At 41.5% G+C, this 11,775-nt stretch carries 13 protein-coding genes and 1 pseudogene; 7 read left to right on the forward strand and 7 right to left on the reverse strand.

The window, feature by feature from the left end:
• Positions 1-255 precede the first annotated feature (255 nt).
• A complete protein-coding gene (locus PN470_RS11470; RefSeq protein ID WP_271938025.1) occupies positions 256-885 on the forward strand; it encodes a PEP-CTERM sorting domain-containing protein in 630 nt (209 codons plus the stop codon).
• Positions 886-941: 56 nt separating this feature from the next.
• Here PN470_RS11470 and PN470_RS11475 read toward each other — a convergent pair.
• A pseudogene (locus PN470_RS11475) lies at positions 942-1,214 on the reverse strand (Txe/YoeB family addiction module toxin).
• Positions 1,198-1,497, reverse strand: a complete 300-nt coding sequence (locus PN470_RS11480) for a type II toxin-antitoxin system Phd/YefM family antitoxin (RefSeq protein WP_002753456.1) — start codon at positions 1,495-1,497, stop codon at positions 1,198-1,200. The pseudogene PN470_RS11475 and the gene PN470_RS11480 overlap by 17 nt, the downstream one beginning before the upstream one ends.
• Before the next feature lie 245 nt (positions 1,498-1,742).
• On the opposite strand from PN470_RS11480, the gene PN470_RS11485 reads away from it, so the two are divergent.
• On the forward strand, positions 1,743-1,988 hold the full coding sequence (locus PN470_RS11485) for a type II toxin-antitoxin system HicB family antitoxin (protein ID WP_002753457.1): 246 nt from the start codon (positions 1,743-1,745) through the stop codon (positions 1,986-1,988).
• Positions 1,988-2,209: a type II toxin-antitoxin system HicA family toxin gene (locus tag PN470_RS11490; protein WP_002732388.1), complete on the forward strand. Its 222-nt coding sequence runs from the start codon at positions 1,988-1,990 to the stop codon at positions 2,207-2,209. Before PN470_RS11485 ends, PN470_RS11490 begins: the two co-directional genes overlap by 1 nt.
• 96 nt (positions 2,210-2,305) lie before the next feature.
• On the opposite strand, the gene PN470_RS11495 is transcribed toward PN470_RS11490, so the two are convergent.
• On the reverse strand, positions 2,306-3,742 hold the full coding sequence (locus tag PN470_RS11495) for a folate/biopterin family MFS transporter (protein ID WP_272104563.1): 1,437 nt from the start codon (positions 3,740-3,742) through the stop codon (positions 2,306-2,308).
• Between the two features lie 286 nt (positions 3,743-4,028).
• On the opposite strand from PN470_RS11495, the gene PN470_RS11500 reads away from it, so the two are divergent.
• Positions 4,029-4,616: a class I SAM-dependent methyltransferase gene (locus PN470_RS11500; RefSeq protein WP_002741783.1), complete on the forward strand. Its 588-nt coding sequence runs from the start codon at positions 4,029-4,031 to the stop codon at positions 4,614-4,616.
• A gap of 720 nt (positions 4,617-5,336) precedes the next feature.
• Here the strand turns inward: PN470_RS11500 and PN470_RS11505 are convergent.
• The 4 genes from PN470_RS11505 to crtE all read right to left on the reverse strand — a co-directional run bounded on the left by PN470_RS11505 (position 5,337) and on the right by crtE (position 8,548).
• A complete protein-coding gene (locus PN470_RS11505) occupies positions 5,337-5,978 on the reverse strand; it encodes a DUF3226 domain-containing protein (RefSeq protein ID WP_271931661.1) in 642 nt (213 codons plus the stop codon).
• 2 nt (positions 5,979-5,980) lie between these two features.
• A complete protein-coding gene (locus PN470_RS11510; protein ID WP_002732558.1) occupies positions 5,981-7,084 on the reverse strand; it encodes an AAA family ATPase in 1,104 nt (367 codons plus the stop codon).
• Positions 7,085-7,148: 64 nt separating this feature from the next.
• Positions 7,149-7,601: a divergent PAP2 family protein gene (locus PN470_RS11515; RefSeq protein ID WP_002748827.1), complete on the reverse strand. Its 453-nt coding sequence runs from the start codon at positions 7,599-7,601 to the stop codon at positions 7,149-7,151.
• 17 nt (positions 7,602-7,618) lie between these two features.
• A complete protein-coding gene (crtE, locus tag PN470_RS11520; protein WP_002734754.1) occupies positions 7,619-8,548 on the reverse strand; it encodes a geranylgeranyl diphosphate synthase CrtE in 930 nt (309 codons plus the stop codon).
• A 401-nt stretch (positions 8,549-8,949) separates the two neighbouring features.
• On the opposite strand from crtE, the gene PN470_RS11525 reads away from it, so the two are divergent.
• The 3 genes from PN470_RS11525 (at position 8,950) to PN470_RS11535 (ending at position 11,377) form a co-directional block, all read left to right on the forward strand.
• Positions 8,950-10,347, forward strand: coding sequence for a serine/threonine protein kinase (locus tag PN470_RS11525; protein WP_272104564.1), 1,398 nt, complete (start codon positions 8,950-8,952; stop codon positions 10,345-10,347).
• A 225-nt stretch (positions 10,348-10,572) separates the two neighbouring features.
• A complete protein-coding gene (def, locus tag PN470_RS11530; protein WP_271938043.1) occupies positions 10,573-11,148 on the forward strand; it encodes a peptide deformylase in 576 nt (191 codons plus the stop codon).
• Positions 11,149-11,179: 31 nt separating this feature from the next.
• A complete protein-coding gene (locus tag PN470_RS11535; protein WP_002731987.1) occupies positions 11,180-11,377 on the forward strand; it encodes a hypothetical protein in 198 nt (65 codons plus the stop codon).
• Positions 11,378-11,775 lie beyond the last annotated feature (398 nt).

The raw sequence follows: 11,775 nt of genomic DNA on the forward strand, positions 1-11,775 counted from the left end.
ATTGGAGTGATTGGGGGGAAAATTTAGGGATTTTTTCCCTGAAAATTAGGTAATTGACCACCTGAAAATGGGTAAAACCCCACACCCCACACCCCACACCCCACACCCTGCCCCCACGAAAAACTTTTTCAGCAGCCCCTATTTAGCCAGACGAATATCGTCACCAACCCAGGTGCGGGATTCAACGGATCAGATGTCAGTCAAGGCTCTGCTACTGTGGGTGCGGCGGGGCGGAATGCAACCGGTAATTTCCGCTTGGCACAAAGCTTTACCATTTCTGATGCAGGACTGTGGGCGATCGATACGGTATCGGTGATGGCTTACATGACATCAACCGGTTATGGGTTTCCCCCCACTTCACCTTTTACTGGCATCTCAGTTAATATTTGGGACAATGCCCCCGGTCTTGCCGGAAGTAATATTCTCGGTTCGTCCACAACTCTACTATCTACTAACTGGACTGGCGTTTACCGCACTTTCAATGGCGTGTTAGACAATGCCCAACGCCCGGTGATGAACATTGCCGCCAATTTCAGTGGTTCTGGTCTTACTCTCGCGCCAGGCACTTACTGGGCAGACTACCAACTAACGGGGCTGTCACCCACAGGAGGTACAAATGCTTTTACTCCTTTTCTAATGACAACTTCAGGGGGAAATCCTGTAACTCTAACTGGAAATGCACGGCAGTTGGATTCAGGTAGCTGGGTTACTATCAGTGAGGGTAATCCGGCTCAAGGGGTTTCTCTTCCCTTAACCGTAACAGGACAGAACGTTCAAGTACAGCAAGTTCCCGAACCTAGTACCGTTCTAGGATTGGGACTGTTAGGCTTGGGTGCATTGGTTAAACGCCAGTTAAAGCAAAAGCAAGGCAGTGATAAAGCTTAATTGCCATAGAAAACGGGTTTCTTGAAGAAACCCGTTTTCTGGAATACATAAGCTGTTTAAGTATAGTGATATCGTGCTGCTAAAAACTCAATGCGGTCATCTTTGACTCGATAGACTAGACGGTGTTCTGTGGTAATTCGGCGTGACCAACTATTAGCTTCAAGATACTTTATGGGTTCTGGTTTGCCTATCCCAGTAAAGGGATCGGCGGTGACAGATTCTACGAGATTGAGTAGGCGAAAGGCGATTTTTTTATCTGTTTTGTACCACCATCTTAAATCTTCTCGAAATTAACTGTCAAAGACAATTGCCCTACTCTTGGCGTTCAATTCCTAACTCTTGACAAAGTTCTGTAACTGTCTGTCCCGGTATTGTTTTAACGTCCCTCTCCATTGAACGTTCCAGTGCTGCCAATAACTTTCGAGCATTCGCAGGCGATCGCAAAAGATAAACGGTTTCTAATAAGCCAGTTAATTCCTCTGCGCTTAATAGTGCCATATCTTTATGACCAGGGCGAGTAATAATCGCCATACTATTCTCGCTTTCCAATCGATCCAGAAGGCTCGCTAAATTTTCTTGAGCTTGAGTGTAGGTAGTTTGGATAGAAAACATAAAGCAATGGCAACGAGTTGATTCGATTTTAGCTTATTTCATCAACTGAGAAAACGGGTTTTTTAAAGAAACCCGTTTTCTGGACTTAGGGAGATCGCTAGGGATTGCTAACTCGCGCTAGACTGGAATCAGTAGATTGGCCAGTATGGTAAGCTGAGAAAAATGGCAAAATTATCGCCAGAGTCAAAACAACTGATCATCAAATCGACAATCTTCGAGACAATCACCGAGCTTTATTCCTGTCAATGATGCTAACAAAATATCTAAAACAAGCAATGGAACTGGCAACTTATGAAGTTCTAGAAGACGGTACTTTTTATGGAGAAATTCCGGGATTTGAGGGAGTATATGCTAATGAAACAACTCTCGAAGCTACTAAGGAACAGTTACAGGAAGTTTTGGAAGGCTGGGTTATTTTAGGACTACGCTTACAGCATCAGTTACCGATTGTTGACGGTATCAATCTAACCCCTCAACAAAAAATCGCCTGATGCCACCTTTTGCCCCCATCAAAAGGAAAGAGTTAATTCGCCAGTTGAGAAAGCTGGGATTTTCTGGTCCTCTGGTAGGAGGAAATCATCAATATATGGTGCAGGGAAAGTTAAAAATCTGGATTCCTAATCCACACCAAGGAGATATCAGTAAAAGCTTGCTGGCTAAAATTTTACAACAAGCAAATATTAGTAGAGAAGAATGGGAAAAATTACGTTAAACAATTCTGTCTTGGAAAAGTTAAAAACTGTTCTCAATTGAGCAAGATGAAGATGGCAGAAAAGGGGTTTCTTTGAGAAACCCCTTTTCTGGACTGTCAATCTCTTGTGTCGATTAATTCGGGGACGAGTTCAGGAATAAAACCGGGTTCAGCTAAAGAACCGGTAACATGATGTTCAAAGACTTCTGCAGGGGGAAAAGTTTTCTTGACTTCCTGAGATTGCGGATCCGTAGAAGGTAGCCATTTAATTAGGGGTAAAGGTAGGAGAGTAGAGAGATTAGTAATCACTACCAATAACCAAAGGTTATCAAAATTAGTTTCGGTAACTCCCAACCAATGGGTTAATAAAGCGCCGATTTCTTGGGAAACTAATCCTGACATATTCCAGATAGACATTAATAAAGCGAATAGAGATGCTTCAATGCCCACGGGACAAAGACGGGCCGATAAAATTAAGACGGGTAAAAAGGCAATTTGTCCCATGACGGTGAGGATGAGACTATCCCCCAAACTAAACCAATGATCGTCAATACCGAGCGCTCGATTAGTATGGGTAACTAAGAGTAGGGTAGTCATCCCTAAAAGCGCAGAAATCACCGTACTCCAACCCAAAATTAAACGAAAGGAAATCGCTTTTAAAAACCTTTGATATACCCAGATGCCCAGGATCGAGGCTAAACTGGTGACTAAGCGCACTCGTCCTAAAAATTCCGGTTCAAATCCTAACTCGTTGGTGGTGAAGTAGAAAAAGGCAGAATCGGCGCTAGGGGTAGCCTGCCAGAGAAAAATAAAGGCAGTGGGTAATAAAATTGATCTTTGTCTAATTGCTGACCATAATTGCCCGATTTGCTCCTTGACTTTGGGCGTTGATTGTGAATCATTGTTATTCTTGATTTTTTCCTCTGTAATTAAAAACGCCATGGCTGAGGCAATCAGGGGAAAAATAGCGGTGAGAGCGAAGACAGGACGAGTGCCGAGGTGTGCCAGTAACCAACCTCCCAGATAAGCCGTAATTAAGCCGCCTAACGCCGATATTCCCCAAGTTAAGGACTGTAGAGAACCGGATTGAGTGAAGGACTCTCTGCGGGCCCTTTCTACTACCAAAGAATCGACGATGACATCACTAATGGTGACAGAAAGGGAACCAAGCAGGATCGCGGCCATCGCTTGCCAAGCATTCTCCACCACAGTGGCTAGGGCCAACCAAGCTAAAACCCCGATAATTCCCGATAAAATTAGGTAAGGGCGACGACGATAGCCGAAAATAGGCAAACCATCCGAAAGAAAGCCAAAAGCTGGTTTAATCACCCAAGGAATCGCCGCCACTCCGATTAATGCCCCCATCTGGGAGGGACTCAAGGCCAAATCGTCTTTTAAAAAAAAGCTAACCGCTAATCGGGAGAGTCCGAGAATGCCCTGCACGAAATAAACCCCTAAAATGCCAATTAATTCGGGATTAGGGTCATTTCCGAACAAGATAGTCTCTTTAAGGAATTTTTTCCCGCGATCGATGCTAAGGCGATTAATAAGCATGAAGTTTCATAAATATTTGTTACTGTCTCTATAATAATGATTGATCGCTCGATCGGTGCGTTAGCTGTTAGGGTTTAACTGTTGAGCTTTAGGTTTTGGCGGTTGGGTATTGGGTTTTAGGGTTTTAGTTGAATTTCCCTATAAAAGGCTTATTGTAGTGTTATGGGGAAAGTTTTTTGCGATCGCTCTATTAATATACGGAAAGATTTTTTTTAATGTGTATTTGATGTGATACAGGGAAACTTTCCGTATAATCCTCAGTTAGGTTTACCAACAAAGGCGAGAGATGAAAAAAGTTCTAAACGTAGGTGGCAACAGCAAGGCGATTCCGCTTCCGCCCCAATATTCAGAATTTGAACACTTGCTGCTCGATATTGACCCGAAAGGTTCACCAGATATTGTGTGCGATGCGCGTAATCTTACCACCCTTGAAAGTGGTCAGTTTGACGCTGTTTACTGCTCACATAACCTTGAACACTACTACCGACACGATGTACAGAGAGTCCTAGCTGGGTTCCTACACGTACTTAAGGACGGCGGTTTTGCACATATTCGGGTCCCGGACATCCAGGAACTGATGCGGATCACAATTGATAGGGGTTTAGATATTGATGATGTCCTGTATCAATCACCGGCAGGGCCAATTATGGTTCTAGATGTCCTTTACGGTTATAGCGTTGAAATCGAGCGCAGTAAAAAAGACTTTTTTGCCCATAAGACCGGTTTTACACATAAATCGTTGTTGAAAGCCTTGCAAAAGGCGGGCTTTTCAAAGATATATAGTGCCGCTCGCAATCTTGAAGTGTCTGCTTTGGCATTCAAAGTGGCGCCAGACCATGATACACGATTACTTTTCAACCTCCCTCCTGACTAACAGCAATCGTTTTGTATGGCCTACCTAGGGTTTGCTAAATAATGGTAAAACCCTTTCAAAATAAGGCTTTTGACCTGTTAAAACCCGATTTTAGTGAAAGAAAATAGTGCGATCGCTATTGCCGTAGCCGTAGGATGCGTTCCCTAAGGTCAGTTCTACTACTGCACCGATCGATTTTGGGGAACGCACCCTACTTATTCATTAAAGTTGATAAGTCTAGGTAATCTAATATCCTCTGCCAGATTAGCACTTAATTGGGGATAGATCATCTACTTCTTACATTAGTATGATCGCTGCTCTGGTAGTGGTGGAGGGTTCATAAAAAAATGTGCTAATCGGCATAACAGGCTTATTGTCGTGTTATGGGGAAAGTTTTTTGCGATCGCTCTATTTGAGAGTAATATAGGGAAAGATTTTTTTTTAAAATGTGTATTTGGTGTGATATACAGAAAGTTTCCGTATAATATGGTCAGGCGTGCAACTAAAAAAGGGGTTTCAAACTAACGTGGGAATAGTTGAGACAGTTATAGCGGGCATTATCGTTGCAGCAATTTTGGGTATTACTAAGTTTGTCGTCAAGTCAAATGGTATTTCTCAATTGCCATCTCAAATAGTCTCTAATTCCTTATTAGTAGATAATCAAGATGAACTATATAGAAAATTAATAAAGCACAGAGAAATATTATGAGGCTGTCATTCCCATCTGGAGCCATAGTTCTCTCAAATCTCGTATAACTCCTGTAACCATCTCAAAAAATTTGCTGATTGGGGATGGGATTGATTAAGTATTTTTTGTTTTACTGCATCGTGAAGTTGTTTCCCCGGCGGATCTTGCCAAGCTAAATAGGTATGAATATTAGCCTTATCTAGATGATAATCTCTATAGGTTGCCCCTTGTTGTTTTGCCTCTATCACCTTGTTTTGTGTATATTGCCAAAGATTATTATCGGGAACTAAATAGGCTAAAAAAGTCTCTAACATTCCTCTAGATTGATTATCGGGCATCATCCACACACCGAATTTTAACCCCGATTCTAGAGTTATAATTAATCCCGCTGCTGGTAAATTTTGAGGTAAGTTAGGTATATTTGGTAAACAGGCATTATATAAACTTTTCCAACGATTATCAGGTTCTTCGTCTGCATCTATGACAATTCCTAAATGAGTTAGTCCGTTAGGAGTTTTTAGTTGTGCAGAGATGTATTTAGGTTTTAGTAAATTTTCAACACCATCACAATTTATGATATTCAGTGGCTCTTCCCCTCTATTCCAAGTAACTCCATTTGCTTCCATTAATTGGGGAATAACTCTCAATTCCTCTGCACCTTCTACTAATAACTTTTTTGTCTCTATTTTAGGCATTGTTACCGCACCTCAAGATTACTTGTAGCGGCAATAACAATTTCTTCTGGATCAAAGATTACAGATTGGCTTTTTTCCTTATCTATCCTTTGAATAGTAATCTCGTTATCGGTAATTTTTTCTTCGGTAATTAATTCGGCTAAACTTTGCCAACAATCCCGGCTGTGAGTGGTGGCGAATACCTGAATATTGAGTTTTTTAGCGGTTTCCCAGACTACTTTCCACATATCAGTCATGACAGTAAAATGCAAACCGCTATCAATTTCATCAACTAATAAAATTCCATTTTCAAGATTAACCATCGCTAAAACTAATCCTAACATTCGCCAAAATCCATCACCTAAACTGCCAACCGGAACTGGTTCTTCTACTCCTTTAAGTTTAACCATAAATCCCCCACGTCCTCCCGATGTACTACTAAATACTGGAGGTTGAAATTCTTCGGTAGTCGCAATTTTTTCTATTTTAGGTTCAATGATTTTTAAAGCTTCGATAACTAGGTTATCCGTAGAGTTAAGCAGACTTTGACTGAAAAAATATCTGTTTGTATTAACTGCTATAGATTGAGGAGGAATCCAAAATAATTCTAGTTTTTTAAAATCGTGAGACGGTTTGTTATCGGTTAAATTTATCTGTAAAATTTCTTCTTCAGGTGATAAAGAATAGACTTTTTGCTGATGCTCAAATTCAACCACTAAGCAAAAACTGCCTATGGATTGTAAATTATTTTTATTGACTTTAGAGAGTAATTCTTTAGATGTAGATTGAATACTTAAAATCACCCGATTGGCTGGTTTATCTGGTTCATAAATCACTATTTTTTGATGATCCTTTAGTAAGTATTTATAGAATAAATTTTTTATCTGATAAAATTGCTCTTTCGCACCGGGAAGATTAGCTGAATCTATATGAGAATACTCGCCCCGATGATTAAGAATTCTTTGTATTTCTCCTGTATTAAATTTAGAAACATAAATAAGAATCGCTTCTAAAATAGAAGTTTTACCGCTATTATTTTTACCTACTAAGAGATTAATTCGACCAAGATTGGCCATCTCAAAATTTTGAAAACCGCGAAAGCCTTCAATTTTTAGGGATTGTAACATAAGTAATTACCCCGGATTTTCCGTTATTAAATCTAGTTTATCTAAACCTCAGAAAACACCTCAATTAATGACAGAGCAGCACCATGGCGATACCGATACCCAAACTTAAACCGACCAGCACCTGAAAAGGAGTATGACCAATTAATTCCTTTAAACGTTCCTCGTTAAATTCCTTGCCCTCCTGGAACATTTCATCGATAATTTGATTGAGAATCCGGGCCTGTTTTCCTGCTGCCTGACGTACTCCAGCCGCATCATACATAACAATAACCGCAAAAAGAGCAGCGATGGCAAATTCGGCACTAGACCAACCCATCTGTAATCCTACCCCAGTAGCCAAGGCCCCCACCAGTGCCGAGTGAGCGCTAGGCATTCCCCCCGACGAGACTAGATAGCGCAGACTCACCTTACCATCGCGGATTAACTCAATCAGCGCTTTTAGTCCCTGGGCAGTGAAACAAGCTAAAAGAGAGACTAGCAGTATTTGATTGTGTAACACCTGCTCGAAGTCCTGCATAATCTCATTCGTTTAATTTAATTTTTACGATTAACAATATACTCGGCGATGGCCCTTAAAGGTTCAGCAGCCTCATCGTAGCTACTCAATTCACCAATGGCACTATCTATTAAATGTTGAGCTTGCTGTCGGGACCCTTCTATCCCCCAGAGACTGGGATAGGTAGCTTTTTGTGCCTGTAGATCCTTACCGGCGGTTTTACCCAATTCCTCCTTGGTCGCCGTGATATCGAGAACATCATCGATAATTTGGAAAGCCAAGCCAATATTTTGGGCATAACGGGCTAATTTAGCTATATCTTCCCCTTTTGCCCCCGCTAAAACTGCCCCCGACACCACAGAAGTCTCCAACAGAGCCCCCGTTTTCTGAGTATGGATAAAACCGAGAGTTTCTGCCGAAATATCTGGTTTTCCTTCGGATTCCAAGTCTAAAACCTGACCTCCCACCAAACCCGCTGCCCCGACCGTGCGACCTAAACGGGCAATTACCTCTAAAATCTGTAGGGGAGGTACATTAAGAGTCTGGGTAGCCACATACTCGAAAGCGTAGGCCAGGAGACCATCCCCGGCTAAAATAGCGATATCTTCGCCAAAAACCTTATGATTGGTTAATTTCCCGCGTCGGTAATCATCGTTATCCATGGCGGGTAAATCGTCATGAATTAATGACATAGTGTGAATCATTTCTAGGGCGCAAGCGGTGGGTAAAGCCATCTCTAGGGAACCCCCCATCAATTCACAGGTAGCCAGACATAAAATCGGCCGCAGACGTTTGCCACCAGCGAGGAGAGAATAGCGCATCGCCTCGTAGATTTTGGCAGGATTGCCGATAACTAAAGAGCTATCTAAAGCTGACTCGACAATCAACCGCTTTTCCTCCAGATAGGAAGCCAGAGAAAAGCTCTCGTTTTTCCTCACTTCTACTCCTCGTTCGCCCCTAGTAACCATGTCTTTTTGTCTTGAACCGACTGCTTTTAAAACTATATCAGGAAACTCCACCTCGATGGGAATTAAACTGATTGCTCCCTTGTCCCCTAAGCTGTTGACTGTCTAAATTACGCCTTCAGACTACATGGCAGCGCCGCAGTTGCTATTCTGAACATTTGTACTAAAATTCCCCAGGCCGAGAGAGGTCAATTTTTTTTGATGCCTATTTTCTCTTTTACCTGAAAAAATACCTCCCCCAGTCCAGAGATTAGCGAAAAACGGGTGATACAATTGAATTTCGCCGCAGTTATCCTGGGAGATGTTGAAGTTTTGATGATTCGGTCAAACTTCCGTTTTCTTAGCTTGCAGTTGAGAAATTTCTCGATTAACCTATAATTAGGATTATCCTAGAAATATATTGTATGCTGCCAGGGCAAATTTTAGGCGATCGATACCAAATTCAAAATCAGTTAGGTAAACAAACTGGAAGACGCACTTTTCTCGCCCAAGATCTAAAAACGGGCGCTACTGTTGTCGTCAAATTATTAATCTTCAGTCCCGATTTTGAATGGACAGATTTAAAACTTTTTGAACGGGAGGCCGAAACTCTTAAACATCTAGATTGTCGCTCGATTCCCGAATATATCGACTATTTTGAAGTTCGCACCGATACCTATCAAGGTTTTGCCCTTGTTCAGAGTTATATCGAGGCTAAATCTCTCAAGGAACAGATAGAAAATGGCCGCAAATTTAGTGAATCAGACCTGCAAGAATTAGCTAAATCTATCCTAGGTATTTTAATTTATCTCCATGGACTTAACCCGCCAATTATCCACCGGGATTTGAAACCTAGTAATATCTTATTAAAAGATCGATCGGGTCATAGTATCGGCAATGTTTATTTAATTGATTTTGGTTCTGTCCAGACTGTTGCCCAACAGGAACAGGCCACTTTAACTATCGTCGGAACCTACGGTTATATGCCCCCAGAACAATTCGGTGGTCGCACCGTTGCCGCTTCTGATTTATACAGTTTAGGAGCCACTTTAATCTATCTAGCTACAGGAATTCATCCCGCCGATTTACCCCAAAAAGATGGCAAAATTCAATTAAATAATTTAGCCAATTTAAGCCCTGCTTTTGTTCATTGGTTAGGACAGTTAATTGAACCTAGTCTCGAAAAAAGGTTTATTTCAGCACAGGCAGCAAATCAAGCTTTACATACTCTCCACGAAATGCAATTAACTTCCTCGAACCTTGAAAAACCCGCTGGGAGTCGGGTACAGTTGCAAAAAAGTGAGGAGAAAATTAAAATATCTTTACCTCCCGAAGGTTTTACCCCTAAATTAATTTTTCTTGGAGCTTTTGCCATCGCTTGGAACGCTTTTTTATTAGTATGGACAGGAGGAGCCGTTTCTATTCCTCTGTGGATGAGTTGGTTTTTTCTGCTCTTTTCCTTGCCTTTTTGGTTTGTGGGTTTAGGAATGCTTTATCAGATTATTTATTGTCTCAAAGGAGAGGAAATTATCACTATTGATAGTCAAGAAATTGTTACCATTCAGCGAATTTTTGGTTTAACACTTCCGAGCAAAAAGAAAATGGCACGGCAACATATTAATAAACTGGTGAAAGCTGATAGTTATCATAGCAAAGATGGTGATGGCGATCGAGTTTATGTGCCGATGGCTTTAACTATTTGGGCGGGGACTAAAGAATATACTATTAGCAGTAAGACAAAAGAATATCTGAGTCAACCTGAAATTGAATGGTTAGCAGCGGAATTAAGCCAATGGTTAGGAATACCAATTACTAATAAGTAGCCAGTTACAATCAGCTTTTTTCTCCCTTCTCCCCACTCCCCCACTGATTACTGATTACTGCTTACTGAAAAAGTTTCCCACTTCCCACCTCCTGATATAGACGAACTGTCTGTGATCAGTGTAAAATTTTATGAAGGGTCTGGGTTTTTTTCTCCCTTTTCCTGAGAAATGCCCCAGAGCCAGTGACTAAAATCAAAATTGTGCATCCCATCGATAATTAAGTTTATGAGCGCCACTATTACCGTAGAAAAACGCAAATTAGAAAAACCCCCTTTAGAACTGCATTATCTCGGCGATCGAGTCCTGCGTCAACCGGCCAAGCGGATTACTAAGGTCGATGACAGCATTCGCCAATTAGCCAAAGAAATGCTGCAAACTATGTATAGTTCCAATGGTATCGGTTTAGCGGCTCCGCAAGTGGCAGTCAATAAACAATTGATTGTCATCGATTGTGAACACGATAAACCGGAAAATCCGCCCCTAATTCTGATTAATCCCCAAATTATCGGTTATAGTCGGGAATTGTGCAAGGCGGAAGAGGGTTGTTTGAGTATTCCCGATGTGTTTTTAGATGTCATCCGTCCCCAAGCGATCGAAGTGAGTTATAAAGATGAACAGGGGAAACCGCGAAAACTGCAAGCTAACGGTTTACTAGCGCGGGTAATTCAACACGAAATGGATCATCTCAATGGTGTCATGTTCGTGGACAGAGTAGATAACGATTTGGCACTCAATGAAGAATTAAAAAAACACGGTTTTTCCGTGCAAGCGGTGAAACCGGTCGAGAAAGTGACAAAATAAAGGCATTAGTTAATTTAGGTGAGGAGTGAAAATGACCCCGAAAAGCGGCGTTTTATTGTTATTATCCTGTATTGCAGCGATCGCTGGTGTGGGTTGTGTCTTTGAAATTAGTTCAGGAGAACCGGATTTAGGCAATACCACCACTGGCTTAATTCTAGCGGCAAGTGTACCATTAACAGCCCTATTTTTTTGGGCGGCGGTTAAAGACACGAGAGCCAATTACAAATAGAATAAATTCCCCTCGTTTATCTAAAAATTGGCATAATTTTCACGAGCAGAAGAGAGAATTTATTTCTCTCTTTTGTCTGTTTTAATTACAGGATAAATTGCCAGAAAAAGTTAAGTACCTCAGCAAAATTAATTACACATATCTAACCCCGCTCTTGCCTATTGCCTATTGCCTATCTTCACTAGGAAATTAATTTTGCACGACTACTTACTACCCACATTCCGCACCCTCAACTGTCACATAAGCTGTCCCCCTCAAGAGACTTGAGTAAAAATACTTAGCTGGTGAAGGTTTTCTCGGCACCAGCTAGGGGGGTCTTGAAACCCCTAATTATGAAAAAATAGGAATTGTTGGAAAACTGAGGCGAGTGGACTGTTCGACCAGGAATCAATCAACAG

Source organism: Microcystis sp. CS-574 (assembly GCF_028329095.1).
Lineage (GTDB): Bacteria > Cyanobacteriota > Cyanobacteriia > Cyanobacteriales > Microcystaceae > Microcystis > Microcystis ichthyoblabe_A.